The organism is Methylorubrum suomiense, from assembly GCF_022179765.1.
Lineage (GTDB): Bacteria > Pseudomonadota > Alphaproteobacteria > Rhizobiales > Beijerinckiaceae > Methylobacterium > Methylobacterium suomiense.
Genome location: NZ_BPRE01000009.1, coordinates 155,203 through 172,269 on the forward strand (window position 1 = coordinate 155,203; position 17,067 = coordinate 172,269).

Sequence of the window (17,067 nt, forward strand, 5' to 3'; positions counted from 1 at the left end):
TCAGCCTTCGAGCGTCAGCGCGATGCCGTGTCCAGCCTGGCCGCCGGGAGCGAGCAGGCGCTGGGAATCGCGCTCCGATAATTCTCCGTCGAAGCCGGCCCAGTCGGCATGGCCGGTCCAGGCTTCGAGGGAGAGGAACGGCGCGGTCGGGCGTGTCCACACCGCGAGATGGGGGAAATCCTCCACCCGCATGGCGATGGTCCGGCCACCCGGCGCGATGAAGCGGAGCGCCCGGCTCTCCACGTTGAGAAACACCAGCGCCTCCGTGAACATCTCCGGGTCGAGATCGAGGCGCGCCCCATCGAGCGGCACCTCCCGCTGCGAGCGCACCAGCAGCCCGCCCTCGCCGACCTCGGGCACGAAGGGTCGCTCCACAGCCTCGAACAGGACGGCGTAGCCGCCGCTAGCCCGCCGCTCGCCCCCGGCGAAGGGCCAGGGGAAGGCCGGGTGGAAGCCGAGCGCGTAGGGGAGAGGCTTCTCGCCCCGGTTGCTGACGGTGAGATCGAAGGCGAGGCCGCGGGCGGTGACCCGAGCGGCCACGTCGAGCCGGAAGGCGAAGGGGTAATGCGCCCGCGTCCCGGCATCGTCTTCGAGCCGCAGCGTCACCGAATCGTCCGTTCGGGCCACAACGGTTAACAGGCAATCGCGGGCGAAACCGTGCTGCGCCATGGGGTAGGGACGCCCCTCGACCTGCACCATCCCCCCCGCCGAGGCGCCGACCACCGGGAAGAGCCAGGGCGCATGTCGGTTCCAGTGAGCGGGGTCGCCGTTCCAGAGATATTCCTGGCCCTCGACCTGCCAGGAGACCGGCTCGGCCCCCTTGAGGGCGATCCGTGCCGTCGTGCCGTCTTCGGCCCGAATCTCGATACACTCGGCCATTCTCGCTCCCCGCTTTCGACCTCGATCGATAGCGGGGCCGTACGCGCGGCGCTACCCGGCCGGCGAGCCGCTCTCAATCGCGTGACGCGGCCTCGGACGCCTCGAGGGCTGGGATCACCTGGGCCGGCGGGCCGGAGGCGATGATGTTGCCGGCCTCCAGCACGAAGACCGTGTCGGCGCGGCGCAGTGAAGACAGGCGATGGGCGATCATGATGATGGTCCGCGTGCCCGCAAGTGCGCTCAACGCGCCCATCACCGCCGCCTCGGTCTCGCCGTCGAGGGCGCTGGTCGCCTCGTCGAACACGATCACGTCGGGATCGTGATAGAGGGCGCGGGCGATGCCGATGCGCTGGCGCTGGCCGCCGCTGAGCCGTGCGCCCCGCTCGCCGACCCCGGTCCGATAGCCCTCGGGCAAGCCCGCGATCATCTCGTGGATGCCGGCGAGCCGGGCGGCGCGCTCGATCGCACCCGGGTCGATCCGGTCCGGCGGCAGGCCCAGAGCGATATTCTCCGCGACCGTGCCGTCGATCAGGAAGACGTCCTGCGGCACGTAGCCGATTCGATTCTGCCAAGCCGGCAGGGTCTCGGGGCCGAGCGGGCAGCCGTCGATCAGGACGCGGCCCTGGGTCGGCGACAGGATGCCGAGGATCAGTCCCACGAGAGTCGATTTGCCCGACCCGGTGCGGCCGACGAGACCGACGGTCGTGTGGGCCAGGATGGTGAGGTCGAGGGCGTGCAGGGTCGGACGGCCAGGCTCGTAATCGAAGCCCACACCCTCCAGCCGGATGTCCGTCGTGAAGGGCAGGCGCTCGCTCGTGCGGGGGACGGGCGGCCGCTCGCCTTCCAGCGCATCGACGATGAGCCGCACCCCGGCAAGGGAGAAGCGTAGCTGCGAGACCGAGGTGAAGATGTTCTGGAAGGCCGGCAGCATGCGATAGCCCGCGAAGGCGAACAACCCGAGCAGCGGCAGCATGCCGGCGGTGTCGAGACCCTGCGTCAGCGCGAAGAGCACCACCGCGATCACACCGCCGAAAGCGAGGGCTTCGATTACGAAGCGGGGCAGCTGACCGGTGAGGAGGCTCTCGGCCAGCGCGCGGGCGTAGCCGCGAGCTGGAGCATCGAAGCCGGCCGAAAAGGTCTCGGCCCGACCGTACAGCTTGAGTTCGGTGAGCGCCCCGAACGTCTCCTGCACGACGCGGTACCGGCCTTCATTGCCCGCCACCGCCCGCGTTCCGAGCCGGGCGAGGCGCACCCGCGCCACGAGGTAGATCAAGACGTAGAGGCTGCCGAAGCCGCCGCCGAGGATCAGCGCGAGGCGCGGCTGATAGCCGATCAGAAACACGATCACGGCCAATGCCGAGGTTGCCCGCGAGGCGATCACCAGGATCGGCGTCAACACCCCGAGGACGAGGCGGTCGGTCTCGGACAGGACGTTCTTGGCGAGTTCCGCGCTGTTGGACCGGGCGAAGAACAGGCGCTCGCGATCGACGTATCGCGCCAGCAACCGCCGGGCGAAATCGTACCCGACGAGATGGGCGAACAGCAATTGGGCGAAGGCGAGCCCGGCATTGACGGCGCTGGTCAGCAGGATGGCACACAGAGCCGCGCCGCCGGTCACGAGGAGAAAACTGCGCGGGTCGGTCAGCCCCAGCGCGTCGCGTAGGCCTGCCAGAACCGGCACCCGCGCGGCCGCCGCCGGATCGCCGACCAGGGTCAGGAACGGCAGCACCGAGGCAATGCCGACGACTTCGAGAAGCGCCGCGATCCCGAGTCCCAAGCCGAGCCATCCGAGGCGCCGCCGGTCGTGCGGGCGCATCACCCGCAGGAGATCGAGGAGGGTCCTCAAGGGCGCACCGAACGCGGAACGGAGGGAGCCGAAGCCCAATTAAAACCGTTTAAGAACAAACGGTTAGGCATTTCGAAGCGGGGCTTGTAGCATTCGCCAGAAACCCTGTCGACCGGTTTCCGGGCCGGTGATCCGCCGGTTCTGATGAACCGGACGCCTTCCCGCCTGTTCGACAGGAATGCTGAGCTCCTCCGTCGACGCATCCGAAGAAGTCCCCATGCCGGCCCCAATCCCCTTCGACAACAGCTACGCGCGACTGCCCGCCCGCTTCCACGCGCGCTTGGCACCGACGCCGGTTGCAGGCCCCAGGCTGATCAAGCTCAATCGGGCGCTCGCCGAAGAATTGCGGCTCGACTCCGCCTGGCTCGGCAGTCCCGCCGGCCTGGCGATGCTGGCCGGCAATGCCGTCGCGGAGGGCTCCGAGCCGCTCGCGGCCGCCTATGCCGGGCATCAATTCGGCAATTTCGTGCCTCAACTCGGCGACGGGCGGGCGATGCTGCTCGGTGAAGTCATTGATGTGCATGGTCGCCGCCGCGACATTCAGCTGAAGGGCTCGGGGCCGACCCCGTTCTCGCGCATGGGCGATGGCCGTGCCGCACTCGGGCCGGTGCTGCGCGAATATCTCGTCAGCGAGGCGATGGCCGCCCTCGGCATTCCAACGACCCGAGCCCTGGCGGCGGTCGCGACCGGCGAGCCGGTGATCCGCGAGACCGTGTTGCCCGGTGCCATCGTCACCCGCGTGGCGGCGAGCCATATCCGCGTCGGCACCTTCCAGTACTTCGCGACCCGCGGCGACACGGAGGCCGTGCGCGCGCTCGCCGATCACGTCATCGCCCGCCACGATCCGGAGCTGGAGGGGCGGGAGGACCGTTACCGCGCCCTGATCGCGGCGGTGTCGGCACGGCAGGCCGAACTGGTCGCCCGCTGGCTCCTCGTCGGCTTCGTCCACGGCGTCATGAACACCGACAACATGTCGGTTGCCGGCGAGACGATCGATTACGGCCCCTGCGCATTCCTCGATGCCTACGATGCGCGGACCACGTTCAGCTCCATCGACCGGCACGGGCGCTACGCCTACGGCCAGCAGCCGCGCATCGCCCTCTGGAACCTCACCCGCTTCGCCGAGACCTTGCTGCCGCTCCTGTCCGAGGACGAGGATGCCGGGGTCAAGGAGGCGGAAGCCGCCCTCGCCACCTTCGGACCGCGCTTCGACGCCGCCTATCGCGGGGGGCTCGCCCGCAAGCTCGGCCTCGCCGAACTGCGCGAGGGAGATGCGGAACTCGCCGGAGACCTGTTGCGGGTGATGGCCGAGAACCAAGCAGACCATACCCTGACCTTCCGGCGCCTCTGTGCCGCGGCCGAGACGTCCGACGTCGATGGCCTCGTCCGCGACGGCTTCGTCGATCCGACCGCCTACGATGCCTGGTCCGTCCGCTGGCGCTCGCGGCTTGCCGAAGACCCGCGCGATCCGGCCGAGCGGGCCTCGGCCATGCGCGCGGTCAACCCGGCCTTTATTCCCCGCAACCACCGCATCGAGGAGATGATCGAGGCGGCGATGGAGCGGGACGATTTCGCACCGTTCGAGACTCTCCTCGCGGTTCTGTCGCGGCCCTACGAGGATCAGCCGGAGCACGCCCGCTACGCCGAGGCCCCGGAAGGCGGGGGTGTCGGTTACCGGACCTTCTGCGGCACCTAAGCTGAGCATGATTGGGGAGGACAACATTTGTTCTCTTGAACAGACTGGCGTCACCATGCGTTTGCTGGTGGAGCGGACGGCCGCATTGGAGCCGCTCCAGCACGCGCGAGTTCTCTTTGTCCGCTCATTCCTCGCTTCATCTCGCCGCATCTCCGATCGAGGCCGCGAGCGACGACGCCTTTCCCCATGTCGCGATCGGGCGTCTGCGCCGGATGGGTCGCCTCTCCGCTCCCCTGCCCACGGCGCTCGGCGGCGAGGGCTTGTGTGAGCCGGAACGCGTCGGCGACCTCCGCCGGCTCCTCACCGAGATCGGCCGTGACAGCCTTCCGGTCGGGCGCCTCTACGAGGGGCATGTCAACGCGCTGGCCCTCGTGCTGCGCTACGCCGATGCCGAGACGCGGGAAGTGCTGGCCCGCGACGCCCTCGACGGTCACCTGTTCGGCGTGTGGAACACCGAACCGAAGGACAATGGCCTGACCCTCGATCCGGCGGGGCGGCTGCGCGGGGCGAAAAGCTTCGCCTCGGGCGCCGGCTTCGTCACCCGCCCGCTCGTCACCGCGCGGATGCCGGACGGCCGCAGCCTGATGCTGATCCTGCGGCTCAAAGCGGGAGAGCGGGCCGATCTCAGCGAATGGCGCGTGCACGGCATGCGCGCCACCGCGACCGGCACGGTCGATTTCTCCGGCCTGCATGTCGGCGAGGGCGCGGTGATCGGCGCACCGGACGATTATTTCCGCCAGCCGTTCTTCTTCGCCGGGGCGTGGCGCTTTCTCGCCGTCCAGCTCGGCGGCATGGAGGCGGTCGTCGAGACCCACCGTGCCCATATGCGCGCGACGGGGCGAAGCAGCGACCCTCACCAGCAGGCGCGGTTCGGGCGCAGCCTGATCGCTCTCGAATCCTGCCGCCTCCTCGTTGCTCAGGCGGCCGACATCGTCGCCGCCGAGGCGCTCCCGCCGGAGCGCGTCATCGCCGGCGTCAACCTCGCCCGCGCCGCCGTGGATCAGGCCGGTCTCGACGTGCTGACCCTGGCGCAGCGCTCGGTCGGGCTCGCTGGATTCCTCGACGACCATCCGCTCGAAGCGCAGATGCGCGATCTCGCGACCTATCTGCGCCAGCCCGCGCCCGATTTCGCGCTCACCGGCATGGCCGCCCACGTGCTGGATTGCGAGACACCGCTCCATGCCCTCTGGCCGGAGGTCCGTTCCCAGGGATGCGAGGCATGAGCGGTCGCCACGCTCAGACCCTCCCGGCCCGCTACTTCGTCGATCTCTACGCGTCGAATCCCGATCCCTGGCAGTTCACGTCGAGCGATTACGAGCGCGACAAGTACATGGCGACGCTCGCGGCCCTGCCGCGCCCTTGCTACGACCGGGCCCTCGAGATCGGCTGCTCCATCGGCGTCTTCACCCGTGAGCTCGGCGAGCGTTGCGCCGAACTCGTCGCCCTGGACATCGCGCCCTCGGCGATCGCGGTGGCCCGCGAGCGCTGCGCCGACCGGCCACAGATCGATTTCGTCGTCGGCGCCGTGCCGGGAATCTGGCCGGACGGGCGCTTCGACCTGATCGTGCTGTCCGAAGTCCTCTATTTCCTCGATCGCGACGATCTCGCCCGCCTCGTGGCGCGGGTCGGACAGAGCCTGATGCCCGGAGGCGAGTGCGTGCTGGTGCATTGGACCGGCGAGACCGATTATCCCCTGTCCGGCGACGAGGCCGTGGACGGTTTCATCGCCGGCGCGTCGTGGTTCTGCCGCCCCCTGTCCCATCAGCGCACCGGGCAGTACCGCCTGGACGTGCTCCGGTCGGGCCATGAGGCGGGCTGAGCCCCTCCGCCATCCGCTCTGGGTGCGCCTGACCCACTGGATCGGGGCGGGCGCCTTCCTGGCGCTGACGATCAGCGGCTTCGCGATCCTGCTCGCCCTGCCGCGCCTGTTCTGGGGTGAGACCGGCGCCAACGAGGCTCCGGCCTGGATCGTCCTGCCGCTGCCGGTCAATCTCGAACAGACCGGATGGGGTCGTAACCTCCACTTCCTCTCGGCCTGGATCTTCGTGCTGGGCGGCGCGGTCTACCTCATCGCCGCCCTGGTGACGGGCCACCTGTTCCGCCGCCTCGCGCCGGACCGTGACCAACTCCATCCCGCCCATCTCGCCAGCGAGATCCGCGATCACCTCCGACTCCGTCCGGCGGTGCAGTCCGACGGCGGACACGCGCGCTACAACGCCCTGCAGAAGCTCGCCTACCTCGTCGTCCTGCTGGTGCTGGCCCCGGTGATGCTGCTGTCGGGGCTGACCATGTCACCCGGCGTGACGGCCGCCTATCCCGAACTGTTCACGCTGTTCGGCGGGCGGCAATCGGCCCGCACCATCCATTTCCTGGCCGCGACGCTGCTGGTCGCCTTCCTCCTGGTGCACCTCTGGCAGGTCCTCGCCAACCGCCCGCTGCGTCTGATGAGGGGCATGATCACCGGCCGCTCCGGCGGCGATACGGAGAAGGCCTGATGCCGGACATTTCCCGCCGCCGCCTCCTGCTCGGCTCCTCGGCGCTGGGCCTCGGCCCCCTGCTCGGCGGCTGCGAGCTGATCGAGGGCGGCCCGAGCCGTGCGGGTCTCTACGGGCTGAGCGACACGCTGACGCTCGCGACCCAACGCTTCCTCCTGCGCGATCAGCCCCTCGCCCGGGAATTTTCGCCGGAGGCGATCTCGAAGATCTTCCCGGCCATCAACACGACCGATCCGGACAACCCGGATTACCGGCGCTCGAAGGAAGCGGGCTTTTCCGATTGGCGCCTGCCGGTGAGCGGCCTCGTCGAGCGTCCGACCGCCTTCTCGCTGGCGGAGCTGAAGGCCATGCCGGCTCGCACGCAGGTGACGCTGCATTCCTGCGAGCAGGGATGGTCGGCCATCGGCGGCTGGACCGGTGTGCCGCTCGCCCACGTGCTGGCGAGCTGCGGCCTGAAGCGCGAGGCCCGCTTCGTGGTGATCCGGACCGTCGATGGCTGGTGGGACAGCTACGACCTGTTCGACGCGCTCCACCCGCAGACCATCCTGGCCTACGGCATGAACGGGGGTGATCTGCCGGTCGCCCACGGTGCCCCCGTGCGCCTGCGGGTGGAGCGCCAGCTCGGCTACAAGTCGCTTAAATACCTCGCCAGCATCGAGGCGATCGATCGGATTTCCGGCCTCGGTCAGGGCCGGGGCAGCATGGTCTCCGAACTGGGTTTTGCCTGGTACGCGGGCATCTGAGGACGCTGCAACCGAGCGATTTTCCGAGGCGGCAAAAAAGCGAGCGGCCGGGCAAGAAGGGGGTTGAGTCCCGCCAATCCTCCGCTTATAGAACCGGCCGTCGGCAACGGGCAGCGCCCGAAGCGAGACACCGCCGAGACCTCCAGCGGTCGCGGCGAGATAGGTTGGGGCCTTAGCTCAGCTGGGAGAGCGCTTCCATGGCATGGAAGAGGTCATCGGTTCGATCCCGTTAGGCTCCACCATCCTCCTTTAAAATATTCGATCCGCAGAAAGCCGCCACCGGGCGGCTTCTTCGTATGTGGTCCCCTCTGCGCTGGGCACGATGGACCTTTCGACCTCGGCGACGTATGGCGCTGCACGATGGGTGCGGCGACACGAATGCTGACGGTGGGGCTCGCGATGGCCGGTGCGATCTCGGCGCCCGCCGTGGCACAGCCGCAAAACCTTCGGCCGGAGGCGCAGGATGGTACGGGGACGCGCGCGGTGATCGAGACCCTCAGCGCCCGTCTCCTTGCTGCGCCGAGCGCCACGGCCGTTCTGGAGGCCTGGTGCGCCGAGCGGGGGCTTGCCGCCGATCCCCGCATTCTCGCGGTGCGCGTGGCCGGTATCGACAAGGCTCCGACCCCGCTGCAGCGCGAGCGCCTGGCAGTCGGTCCGGACGAGAGCGTGCGCTATCGCCGGGTGCGACTCACCTGTGGAACCCATGTGTTGTCGGAGGCGGACAATTGGTACGTCCCCGGCCGGCTGACCCCCGAGATGAACGCCGCCCTCGACGGCACCCAGGCGCCGTTCGGAGCGGTCGTCCGCCCGCTGAAGCCGAGCCGACGCAACCTTTCGCTCCACATGGTGTGGCGCCCGGGGGAGGGGACGATGCCGGGCCCCGACGCGCCGCTCTTCTCGGTGGAGGCGTTGCTCTCGGCAGACGGCGTGCCGTTCTGCGAGGTGGCCGAGACCTATACGGGTGCCGTCCTGGCGCGGGGCGAACGCTGATCCGATCATCACCGGTGCGTAGCGCACCGGCGGTCGTCACCATGCGCGCGGGATGCGGCAACAGTGGGTACTGCCCGCAGGGGAGCCGCCGCGCCACCCCATGATGGCGCGGGACTGAGCGCGGAGCGCGGGCCGCGTGGCGTCGATCAGAACGATTGATCGACCCGGCGCCCTTCTCGGGCGAGGCGCAGCAGGTTCTGGCCGTACTGGGTCTTGGCGAACATCTCGCCCCGGACCTGGAGTTGCTCCTTGTCAATGAAGCCCTGGAGAAAGGCGATCTCCTCCAGACAGGCGACCTGCAGCCCCTGCCGGTGCTGCAGCACCCGCACGAACTCGGCGGCCTCCAGCAGGCTGTCATGCGTGCCGGTGTCGAGCCACGCGTAGCCCCTGCTCATCCGCTCGACGTGGAGTTGGCCGCGTTCGAGATAGGCTTGGTTGACGGAGGTGATCTCCAGCTCGCCCCGATCCGACGGCTTCACGTCGGCGGCGATGTCGAGAACCTGATTGTCGTAGAAGTACAGGCCGGTCACCGCCCAGGGACTCTCGGGCGTCTTCGGCTTCTCGACGAGGCGCAGCGGCCGGCCCGCATCGTCGAGGGTGACGACGCCGTACGCTTCCGGATGATCGACATGGTAAGCGAACACGGTCGCGCCGTGTTTGCGGGCACTGGCGCGGGCGAGCAGGGTGCTCATGCCGTTGCCGAAGAACAGGTTGTCGCCGAGCACGAGCGCCACGTCATCGGAGCCGACGAAGTCACGGCCGATGATGAAGGCCTGGGCCAGCCCCTCGGGTCGCGGCTGCACCGCGTAGGTGAAGGTGACGCCGAACTGCTCGCCCGTGCCGAGCAGGCGCTGGTAATTGCCGAGATGCTCAGGGCTCGAGATGATCAGGATCTCACGGATACCCGCGAGCATCAGCACCGAGATCGGGTAGTAGATCATCGGCTTGTCATAGACCGGCAACAACTGCTTGTTGATCGCCAGCGTGGCCGGATGCAGCCGGGTGCCGGAGCCACCGGCGAGAACGATGCCCTTCATCGAAACGACCCTATTCGTTCACTGTGCCGGCCCGACCAAGCGGTCGAGGATGTCGTCGAGCGCCGCCGCCCAGGGGCGGGGCGTGACCCCGTACGCGTCGGTCAGGCTCCGCGTGGAGAGGCGGGAATTGGCCGGGCGGCGTGCCGGGGTCGGATAGGCGGTGGTCGGGATGCCCTCGACCGGCACCGAGCGCCCGCCTCGTCGGGCCGAGCCTTCGACGATGGCGCGGGCGAAGCCGCACCACGTGGTCGCGCCGTCGTTGACGAAGTGGAAGGTCCCGGTCGGCGCCGCCGGATCCTGCGCCAGCCGCAGGGCGATCGTCGCCAAGGCCGCCGCGAGATCGGCCGCCGAGGTCGGGCAGCCGTGCTGATCGTCGACCACCGTGAGCTTGTCGCGCTCGGCGGCCAACCGCAGCATCGTCTTCACGAAGTTGCCCCGGTGCGGGCTGACCACCCATGCAGTGCGGACGATCGCGTGGAGCGGGTTGCCGGTGCGCACGGCCATCTCGCCCGCAGCCTTGCTGGCGCCGTAGACGCTCGTCGGGTTCACCGGCGCATCGGGGTCGTAGAAGCCCTCGCCCGTGCCGTCGAACACGTAGTCGGTCGAGACATGGATCAGCGGAATACCCCGCCGCTTGGTCTCTGCGGCGAGGATCGCCGGAGCCAGCGCGTTGAGGCGCCACGCGGCGGCGACATCGCTCTCGGCCTTGTCGACCGCCGTGTAGGCGGCCGGCACGATCACCGCCGCATAGGTCCGGGCATCGAGGGCGGCGGTCACAGCCGCCGCATCGGTGATGTCGAGGCTAGACCGGTCGGGGGCGTCGATCCGGACGCCTTGCGGCCAAGCATAAGCCTGAAGTTCCGTACCGACCTGCCCGGCGCCGCCGACGACGAGGATGTCCATCAGCGGTCCTTCTCCGCGGAGAGGCCGAGCCGCTCACCGGAGTAGCGGCCCTCGCGGATCGGGCGCCACCACGACTCGTTGTCGAGATACCATTGCACGGTCTCGACCAAAGCCTCCTCGAACACCTTGGTCGGGCGCCAGCCGACCTCGGCCTCCGCCTTGGACGGGTCGATGGCGTAGCGCCGGTCGTGGCCGGGACGGTCGGCCACGAAGGTGATCAGTCGCTCGTGCGGTCCGTTCTCGGGACGAACCCGGTCGAAGGCGGCGCAGAGCGCCTTCACCACGGCGAGATTGTTGCGGACCGAGCGCCCGCCCAACAGGTAGGTCTCGCCGAGGCGACCCCGCTCCAGCACCGCGACGAGGCCGCGGGCGTGATCCTCGACATGGATCCAGTCGCGCTCGTTCATTCCATCGCCGTAGACTGGCAGATTCTTGCCGTCGAGCGCTGCCAGGATCATCAGCGGGATCAGCTTCTCGGGGAAGTGGCGTGGCCCGTAATTGTTCGAGCAGTTCGTCACCAGCACCGGCAAGCCGTAGGTCTCGTGCCAGGCCCGCGCGAGGTGATCGGACGCGGCTTTCGAGGCCGAGTAGGGCGAGCGCGGATCGTAGCGGCTCTCTTCCGTGAAGAACGCGTCCGGCGGCAGCGAGCCGTAGACCTCGTCGGTCGAGACGTGGAGGAAGCGGAAATTCTTCTTGGCCTCGCCCTCGAGGCTCTCCCAATGGGTGCGGGCGCCGTCGAGCATCACCTGCGTGCCGATGACGTTGGTCCGCACGAAGGCGCCCGGATCGGTGATCGAGCGGTCGACATGGCTCTCGGCGGCCAGATGCATCACCGCGTCCGGCTTGAAGTCGGCATAGAGGGCATGGACGCGGGCCGGATCGCAGATATCGGCCTGCTCCAGGCGATGACGCCGATCATCCTTCAGCGGATCAAGCGAGATCGGATTGGCCGCATAGGTCAGCGCGTCGAGGGTCAGAACCTCGTGACCGAGATCCTGCACGAGGTGCAGCACCAGCGCTGAGCCGATGAAGCCGCAGCCGCCGGTCACCAGAATGCGCATCGCGGGGTCTCTCCGTCGGTCCTGAGGTGGGAAGGGGCGCGGGTTTAGAACACTCGTCCGAGATCGGCGAGCAGGGGAGCAGTCTTGTCCTTGCCCGACAGGATCGCTTCCGCCTCGCCGACCGGCCAGTCAATGCCGATGGCCGGATCGTTCCAGCGCAGATTTCGATCGTTCTCGGGGCTGTAATAAGCGTCGACCTTGTAAGCCACCATCGTGTTCGGCTCCAGAGTGCAAAAGCCGTGCGCGAAACCCGCGGGCACGAAGAGCTGCTCACCGCCCGCCGCATCGAGCCGAACCGCGACGGAGCGGCCATAGGTCGGTGAGTCGGACCGGAGATCGACGGCGACATCCAGGATCGCCCCGGCCAGGACCCGGATCAGCTTGGCCTGCGCCGCGGGCGCGGTCTGGAAATGCAGGCCACGGACCGTGCCCTGCGGTGCCGAGAACGATTGATTGTCCTGAATGAAGACGTTGGCGATACCGGCCTGGGCCAGCACATCGGCCCGGAAAACTTCCGAGAACCAGCCGCGATCGTCGCCGTGACGCTTCGGGATCACCCGCTTGACCGCCGGGATGTCCGTATTGATCACCTGCATCCGCCGAACTCCTGCCGCTGCCCAGCCCACCTCCCTGGGCCACCCTGAACGCTTGAGACGTTGCAACGCGGCGAAGTCAAGGCACCGTCATCAGAAATCCAGGGCTGAGATGCGCCCGGAAGCGTGACGCTTGCGCCCCACACCGTCGGGTCATACCGGTGTCCCCCCGGCTGCCGCCGGACGATTGCCAGGAGTCACTGTTACGATGTTTGCGCTCGTTTCACCCCGCCGCGCCTGCCGCATCGCGCTCACCGCGACGCTCCTCGGCTCCCTGGGTGGCCCGGTCTTCGCGCAGAAGGGCGCCGACCTCGCGGGGTTGTGGCAGACCGAGAATGCGGGCTCGACGGTGCGCATCGCCCGGTGCGGAGCCGGCTATTGCGGAACGATCGCGGCGACCCCCGGCCCTGGCCTCGACGCGAAGAATCCCGATCCCGCCCTGCAATCACGCAAGCTCGTCGGCGTGCAGATCATGTCGGCCGGCACGCCCAGCGGAGAGGGGTTCGAGGGCAGCCTCTACAACCCCAACGACGGGAAGACCTATGCGGGCAGCCTGACCCCCAAGGGCCCGGACACGGTCGAGGTCGCCGGCTGCGTTCTCAGCGTTCTCTGCAAGCGCCAGACCTGGCGCCGGATACGATAGGCGAAACTCTGACGGAGCCGTCTCACCGCTCCGTCAGCTTCATCTCGATCCGTCGATTGCGGGCATAAGCCTCGTCGCTCGTGCCCGAATCCAGTGGCTGGAACTCGCCGAAGGCGCCGGCCAGCAGCCGCTGCGGCGGGATGCCCTTGGTGCGCAGATATTGCACCACCGCGATGGCGCGGGCAGCCGAGAGCGCCCAGTTCGATGGGAATTGGAAAGACTGAATCGGGCGCGCGTCGGTATGCCCGTCGACTCGCAGCACCCACGGAATATCGGCGGGGATCTCCTTCGAGATGTCGAGAATGGCGCCCGCGATGCGGTCGATCTCCGGGCCGGCCTCGGGCTTGAGCGCGGCGGAACCGGCGGCGAACAAGACCTCGGATTGCAGCACGAAGCGGTCGCCGACGATGCGGATGTCCGAGCGGCTTCCGATGATCTGTCGCAACCGCCCGAAGAAGTCGGAGCGGTATCGAGCGAGTTCCTGCACACGCTGCGCCAGCGCCACGTTGAGGCGGCTGCCCAGTTCGGCGATCCGCGCCTGACTTTCCCGGTCACGGGACTCGGAGGCCGACAGCGCGTCCTCCAAGGCGGCGAGCTGACGGCGGAGCGCCCGAATCTGTTCGTTGAGCAACTCCACTTGGTTCTGCGCCCGCGCCGTGGCTCCGCGCTCGGCGGCGAGTTGGGCATCGACGTCGGAGGCCTTGCCTTGGCCGGCTGTCGCGGCGTCGGCGAGAGCCTGAAGGCGGTCGCGCTCGGCTTCCGTCGCGGTCAGGGTGTTGCGCATGCCGGCCACCGCCTCTTCCTGCGCCCGGCGGCTGGAACGCTCAAGGGCGAGCAGGTCGGTGAGGTCGGCGATCTGACGGTTGAGGCGGTTCAGCACCGCGTCGCGCCCGGTCAGTTCCTGCGACAGGAAGAACTGGCCGACGACGAAGACGGTGAGCAGGAAGACCACCGAGAGCAGCAGCGTCGCCAGGGCGTCGACATAGCCCGGCCAGACGTTGAGGCTGCGATGCGCGCGGGCGCGGGTTGAGGCCATCACTCGGCCTTTTCGCGGGCGAGGCGATCGAGCACCTGCTTCAGTTCACGCTCACGGGCAGCCTGCGCCTCGACCCAGTCGCGGATCATCTGCTGCTCGGCGCGCATGTGCTGAACGAGCCCCTGGATGCCCTCGGCGAGATTGGTCATCGCCTGGGTCGCGGCCCGGCCGCCCCCGCCCTCGGCGACGACGCCGCTCAAGCGATCGATGGCCGCCTGAAGCTCGCGAGCGAGCGCCGGATCGTGCTCGGGCGCGGGCCGAACTGCGGCGGCGGCTGCGGCGGTCGGTACCTCCTCCTCACCGGAGACCAACCAATCCTCCAGTTCGTTGTGGAAACGGGCATGGGCCTGCCCCGCCTGAAGATCGAGGAAGCCGATCACGAGCGACGAGGCGAGGCCGAACAGGGAGGCCGAGAACGCCAGGCCGATGCCCGACAGCGGCACGGCAAGCCCGCTCTTCAGCTCGTCGAACATGACCGCGGCGTCGCCCCCGCCACGCATCCCGCCGATCACCGCCCCGACGGCCGACAGCGTCTCGATCAGGCCCCAGAAGGTGCCGAGCAGGCCGAGCAGGATCAGGATGCCGGCGCTGTAGCGCAGGATCTCGCGCCCCTCGTCGAGGCGCACGGCGATCGTGTCGAGATGGGCGCGGGTCCCGGACAGCGTCACGCCCTGACGCCGCGTCTCGATGGCGGGAACGAGCGGAGCCAGCAGCGTCGGCTTCTCCCGCGGCGCCTGCCCGGCGGCGACCGCGTTGACGTACCGGGTTTCGCGAAACAGCCGGGTCACCTGTCCAAACGCGAGCAGCACCGCGATCAGCAGCACGCCGAGGATCAGCCCGTTGAGACCGGGATTGGCGAGGAAGGCCGGTGTGATCTGTCGGTAGAGAACGAAGGCAAGAAACCCGACCAGAACCAGGAAGACCAGCATCCGGACGAGCGTCATGCCGGGTTTGGCGATCGGCGGGCTGTCGGAGGAAGACGCGGGACGGGCCGCCATCGGGTCCATGCTCGTGTTAGGGGCCGACGCCAGGGGGAGGGCACCGCGCGCGGGAGAAAAGCGGCGGCACTCTGGCGACTTGGCCTTTGACGATCAAGTCACCGGGCCTCCCCGCGTCGGGGCGTCGACGCGGAATGGCCGCTAATCCCATTCCCGTGGCCAGCTCTCGTCCAGATGCGGCCCGAGCCGCACCGCCCAGACCTTGTTCGCGAGCCCCGTGGAATCATCCGTTTCGACGGCGATCCCGCAGAGCGTGCCGGGGCCGGTGGCGGCCTCCAGGCGCGAGCCCGGCGTCTTCTGAAGGAAGCGGCGAACCGGCTCCTCCTTCTGCATGCCGAGCACCGAATCGTAGTCGCCGCACATGCCGGCATCCGACAGGTAGGCGGTGCCGCCAGGCAGGACACGGTGGTCGGCGGTGGGCACATGGGTATGCGTGCCGACGACGAGCGTGGCCCGCCCATCGAGGAAATGGCCCATCGCCTGCTTCTCGCTGGTGGCCTCGGCATGCATGTCGACGATCACCGCATCGGCCGCCGCCCCGAGCGGGCAGGCCTCCAATTCGCGGTCGGCCGCCGCGAACGGGTCGTCGAGGGGATCGAGATAGATCCGGCCCATCACGTTGACGACGAGGACGCGGGCGCCCCGCGCGGTCTCGATCACCGTGGCGCCGCGCCCCGGCGTGCCCGGCGGGTAATTGGCGGGCCGGATCAGCCGGGGCTGCCGGGCGATGAAGACCAGAGCCTCGCGCTGATCGAAGGAGTGATTGCCGAGCGTCACGGCATCGGCGCCCGCTTGGAGGATCTCGTCGCAGATCGACTCGGTGATGCCGAAGCCACCGGCGGCGTTCTCGCCGTTGATGACGACGCAATCGAGCCGCCAGCGCTCGCGCAGCCCGGGCAGGCGGTCGGTGACGGCCTGACGGCCCGGACGTCCGACGATGTCGCCGAGGAAAAGGATACGCATGAACGAACTCAGACTTGCCGGAGCGGTACCGGACCTTCCTCGGTGACCATGTGGTCGAGGGGGCGGTCATGCGGCTCGGCCGGGACTTCCGGAATCTCCTGGACCGAGAAGGCGATGCCGATCGTCAGCACCGGGCCGTTCTTCGACAGCCGCTCGATCGCCTGATCGTAATAGCCCGCGCCATAGCCGATCCGCTGCCCTGCCCGGTCGAAGGCGGCGAGCGGCACGATCAACGCGGTCGGATCGAGGGGAGGGAGGTCGTCGCGCGGCTCGGACAGCCCGAAACCGCCCTTCACCAGTTCCTCGCCGGCTCGCCACTCGCGAAAGACGAGCCCCTGCTCGGTCACCTTGGGCAGGGCGACCCGCTGCCCGCGGGCGAACAGGCGCTCGATCAGCGGGCGCGGATCGATCTCGCTCCGGATCGGCCAGAAGGCGCCGACCAGGGGCGCACGCGCAAGCTCCGGAAGACCGGCGATGAACGCGGCGGCCTTCTGCGATCCGGCAAGGCGGGTCTCGGGCGAGAGAGCGTCGCGCCGGGCCAGGACCTCGGCGCGAAGTTGCGCCTTGTGGGCGCGTCGGGGGGAAGAGTGCGGAGCCACCTGAGCCGTTGGAGTGTCGATCCCGGGAAACCTACAGAGTAGGTGGGCGCCGTGTTGGCCAAGTCCACGGACGAGGCCAGGAACAGCTCCCTAGGGAGTCGATAAGGCCCCGGGGAAAGTTCTCCTGACGAACTCTGCAGCCCCGCCCACGAGAGATAGACGTGCCGGGGCCCGGACGCCAGGGGCCGAATGCCGCGAAGCGCGAAGAAATCGGGTGCCGCCTCGATCTCCCGTGCTCGGACGGACCTTATCCCCCGGATTGTCCCGATAGGGCGCGCGCCAATCGATCGATGCGCTCGGCGGCGACGCCGACGCCCGCGGCCAGACGCGCCTGCTCGCCGGCCTCTCGCGCGGCCTCACGTTCCATGTCCTCGATGCGGCGGCGCGCTTCCTGCAATTCATCGACCAGCGTCAGCGCCGCCATGATCTGGAGGCGCATGTCGCCGATCTCACCGAAGGCCCCGCGCATATCGGTGACGCGCCGGTCGAGCTCGCCCGCGAGCGTTTCGAGGTGGCTCTCCTCGCCCGCGCCGCAGGCCATCCGGTAGCTCTTGCCCGCGATGGTGACGCTGACATGGGGCATGG

18 protein-coding genes, 1 tRNA gene and 1 other RNA gene are annotated in these 17,067 nt (G+C 68.9%); 8 read left to right on the forward strand and 12 right to left on the reverse strand.

The window, feature by feature from the left end:
* Positions 1-879, reverse strand: coding sequence for an aldose 1-epimerase family protein (locus MFF26_RS15810; RefSeq protein ID WP_238308193.1), 879 nt, complete (start codon positions 877-879; stop codon positions 1-3).
* A gap of 73 nt (positions 880-952) precedes the next feature.
* On the reverse strand, positions 953-2,725 hold the full coding sequence (locus tag MFF26_RS15815) for an ABC transporter ATP-binding protein (protein WP_137827278.1): 1,773 nt from the start codon (positions 2,723-2,725) through the stop codon (positions 953-955).
* 217 nt (positions 2,726-2,942) lie between these two features.
* On the opposite strand from MFF26_RS15815, the gene MFF26_RS15820 reads away from it, so the two are divergent.
* From MFF26_RS15820 to MFF26_RS15850, 7 genes are all read left to right on the forward strand, one after another.
* Positions 2,943-4,421: a protein adenylyltransferase SelO gene (locus MFF26_RS15820; protein ID WP_137827277.1), complete on the forward strand. Its 1,479-nt coding sequence runs from the start codon at positions 2,943-2,945 to the stop codon at positions 4,419-4,421.
* 116 nt (positions 4,422-4,537) lie between these two features.
* Positions 4,538-5,644 (forward strand): acyl-CoA dehydrogenase family protein, encoded by a 1,107-nt coding sequence (locus tag MFF26_RS15825; RefSeq protein ID WP_373324482.1) that lies wholly within the window; start codon positions 4,538-4,540, stop codon positions 5,642-5,644.
* Positions 5,641-6,240 (forward strand): class I SAM-dependent methyltransferase, encoded by a 600-nt coding sequence (locus MFF26_RS15830; protein WP_137827276.1) that lies wholly within the window; start codon positions 5,641-5,643, stop codon positions 6,238-6,240. The genes MFF26_RS15825 and MFF26_RS15830 overlap by 4 nt, the downstream gene beginning before the upstream one ends.
* Positions 6,227-6,916 (forward strand): cytochrome b/b6 domain-containing protein, encoded by a 690-nt coding sequence (locus MFF26_RS15835; RefSeq protein WP_137827275.1) that lies wholly within the window; start codon positions 6,227-6,229, stop codon positions 6,914-6,916. The genes MFF26_RS15830 and MFF26_RS15835 overlap by 14 nt, the downstream gene beginning before the upstream one ends.
* Complete coding sequence (locus MFF26_RS15840) at positions 6,916-7,659, forward strand: molybdopterin-dependent oxidoreductase (protein ID WP_137827274.1); 744 nt, start codon at positions 6,916-6,918, stop codon at positions 7,657-7,659. The genes MFF26_RS15835 and MFF26_RS15840 overlap by 1 nt, the downstream gene beginning before the upstream one ends.
* 166 nt (positions 7,660-7,825) lie before the next feature.
* Positions 7,826-7,901 (forward strand) — tRNA-Ala (locus MFF26_RS15845).
* A 136-nt stretch (positions 7,902-8,037) separates the two neighbouring features.
* Positions 8,038-8,649, forward strand: a complete 612-nt coding sequence (locus MFF26_RS15850) for a hypothetical protein (protein ID WP_137827418.1) — start codon at positions 8,038-8,040, stop codon at positions 8,647-8,649.
* A 146-nt stretch (positions 8,650-8,795) separates the two neighbouring features.
* Here MFF26_RS15850 and rfbA read toward each other — a convergent pair whose 3' ends face one another.
* From rfbA to rfbC, 4 genes are read right to left on the reverse strand one after another with little or no spacing between them, the layout of a single operon-like run.
* Positions 8,796-9,686 (reverse strand): glucose-1-phosphate thymidylyltransferase RfbA, encoded by an 891-nt coding sequence (gene rfbA / locus MFF26_RS15855; RefSeq protein WP_137827273.1) that lies wholly within the window; start codon positions 9,684-9,686, stop codon positions 8,796-8,798.
* Between the two features lie 18 nt (positions 9,687-9,704).
* Positions 9,705-10,589, reverse strand: a complete 885-nt coding sequence (gene rfbD / locus MFF26_RS15860) for a dTDP-4-dehydrorhamnose reductase (protein WP_137827272.1) — start codon at positions 10,587-10,589, stop codon at positions 9,705-9,707.
* Entirely contained in the window at positions 10,589-11,650 is a 1,062-nt protein-coding gene (gene rfbB / locus MFF26_RS15865; protein ID WP_137827271.1) for a dTDP-glucose 4,6-dehydratase, read from the reverse strand. The genes rfbD and rfbB overlap by 1 nt, the downstream gene beginning before the upstream one ends.
* Positions 11,651-11,694: 44 nt before the next feature.
* On the reverse strand, positions 11,695-12,246 hold the full coding sequence (gene rfbC / locus MFF26_RS15870; RefSeq protein WP_238308194.1) for a dTDP-4-dehydrorhamnose 3,5-epimerase: 552 nt from the start codon (positions 12,244-12,246) through the stop codon (positions 11,695-11,697).
* A gap of 205 nt (positions 12,247-12,451) precedes the next feature.
* Here rfbC and MFF26_RS15875 point away from each other — a divergent pair, with 205 nt between their 5' ends.
* A complete protein-coding gene (locus MFF26_RS15875; protein WP_137827269.1) occupies positions 12,452-12,886 on the forward strand; it encodes a DUF2147 domain-containing protein in 435 nt (144 codons plus the stop codon).
* Between the two features lie 22 nt (positions 12,887-12,908).
* On the opposite strand, the gene MFF26_RS15880 is transcribed toward MFF26_RS15875, so the two are convergent.
* From MFF26_RS15880 to MFF26_RS15905, 6 genes are all read right to left on the reverse strand, one after another.
* Positions 12,909-13,922 carry a peptidoglycan -binding protein gene (locus tag MFF26_RS15880; RefSeq protein ID WP_137827268.1) on the reverse strand — a complete coding sequence of 338 codons (1,014 nt, stop codon included), beginning with the start codon at positions 13,920-13,922 and terminating at the stop codon, positions 12,909-12,911.
* Positions 13,922-14,920, reverse strand: coding sequence for a MotA/TolQ/ExbB proton channel family protein (locus MFF26_RS15885; protein WP_137827267.1), 999 nt, complete (start codon positions 14,918-14,920; stop codon positions 13,922-13,924). The genes MFF26_RS15880 and MFF26_RS15885 overlap by 1 nt, the downstream gene beginning before the upstream one ends.
* Positions 14,921-15,061: 141 nt before the next feature.
* The gene (locus MFF26_RS15890; RefSeq protein WP_137827266.1) at positions 15,062-15,883 is read right to left on the reverse strand and encodes a TIGR00282 family metallophosphoesterase; all 822 of its coding nucleotides are present in this window, start codon (positions 15,881-15,883) and stop codon (positions 15,062-15,064) included.
* A gap of 8 nt (positions 15,884-15,891) precedes the next feature.
* Positions 15,892-16,482 carry a 5-formyltetrahydrofolate cyclo-ligase gene (locus MFF26_RS15895; RefSeq protein ID WP_137827265.1) on the reverse strand — a complete coding sequence of 197 codons (591 nt, stop codon included), beginning with the start codon at positions 16,480-16,482 and terminating at the stop codon, positions 15,892-15,894.
* Positions 16,472-16,628, reverse strand: a non-coding RNA gene (gene ssrS, locus MFF26_RS15900) — 6S RNA. The genes MFF26_RS15895 and ssrS overlap by 11 nt, the downstream gene beginning before the upstream one ends.
* Before the next feature lie 101 nt (positions 16,629-16,729).
* Entirely contained in the window at positions 16,730-17,065 is a 336-nt protein-coding gene (locus tag MFF26_RS15905) for a cell division protein ZapA (RefSeq protein ID WP_137827264.1), read from the reverse strand.
* Positions 17,066-17,067: the final 2 nt, after the last annotated feature.

What these genes read in the sequence shown, in the direction of transcription:
- MFF26_RS15810 (WP_238308193.1), bottom strand. Translation starts at nt 879, where the DNA reads ATGGCCGAGTGTATCGAGATTCGGGCCGAAGACGGCACGACGGCACGG.
- MFF26_RS15820 (WP_137827277.1), top strand. Translation starts at nt 2,943, where the DNA reads ATGCCGGCCCCAATCCCCTTCGACAACAGCTACGCGCGACTGCCCGCC.
- MFF26_RS15830 (WP_137827276.1), top strand. Translation starts at nt 5,641, where the DNA reads ATGAGCGGTCGCCACGCTCAGACCCTCCCGGCCCGCTACTTCGTCGAT.
- MFF26_RS15835 (WP_137827275.1), top strand. Translation starts at nt 6,227, where the DNA reads ATGAGGCGGGCTGAGCCCCTCCGCCATCCGCTCTGGGTGCGCCTGACC.
- MFF26_RS15840 (WP_137827274.1), top strand. Translation starts at nt 6,916, where the DNA reads ATGCCGGACATTTCCCGCCGCCGCCTCCTGCTCGGCTCCTCGGCGCTG.
- MFF26_RS15850 (WP_137827418.1), top strand. Translation starts at nt 8,038, where the DNA reads ATGCTGACGGTGGGGCTCGCGATGGCCGGTGCGATCTCGGCGCCCGCC.
- rfbA (WP_137827273.1), bottom strand. Translation starts at nt 9,686, where the DNA reads ATGAAGGGCATCGTTCTCGCCGGTGGCTCCGGCACCCGGCTGCATCCG.
- rfbD (WP_137827272.1), bottom strand. Translation starts at nt 10,589, where the DNA reads ATGGACATCCTCGTCGTCGGCGGCGCCGGGCAGGTCGGTACGGAACTT.
- rfbB (WP_137827271.1), bottom strand. Translation starts at nt 11,650, where the DNA reads ATGCGCATTCTGGTGACCGGCGGCTGCGGCTTCATCGGCTCAGCGCTG.
- rfbC (WP_238308194.1), bottom strand. Translation starts at nt 12,246, where the DNA reads ATGCAGGTGATCAATACGGACATCCCGGCGGTCAAGCGGGTGATCCCG.
- MFF26_RS15875 (WP_137827269.1), top strand. Translation starts at nt 12,452, where the DNA reads ATGTTTGCGCTCGTTTCACCCCGCCGCGCCTGCCGCATCGCGCTCACC.
- MFF26_RS15880 (WP_137827268.1), bottom strand. Translation starts at nt 13,922, where the DNA reads ATGGCCTCAACCCGCGCCCGCGCGCATCGCAGCCTCAACGTCTGGCCG.
- MFF26_RS15885 (WP_137827267.1), bottom strand. Translation starts at nt 14,920, where the DNA reads ATGGCGGCCCGTCCCGCGTCTTCCTCCGACAGCCCGCCGATCGCCAAA.
- MFF26_RS15890 (WP_137827266.1), bottom strand. Translation starts at nt 15,883, where the DNA reads ATGCGTATCCTTTTCCTCGGCGACATCGTCGGACGTCCGGGCCGTCAG.
- MFF26_RS15905 (WP_137827264.1), bottom strand. Translation starts at nt 17,065, where the DNA reads ATGCCCCATGTCAGCGTCACCATCGCGGGCAAGAGCTACCGGATGGCC.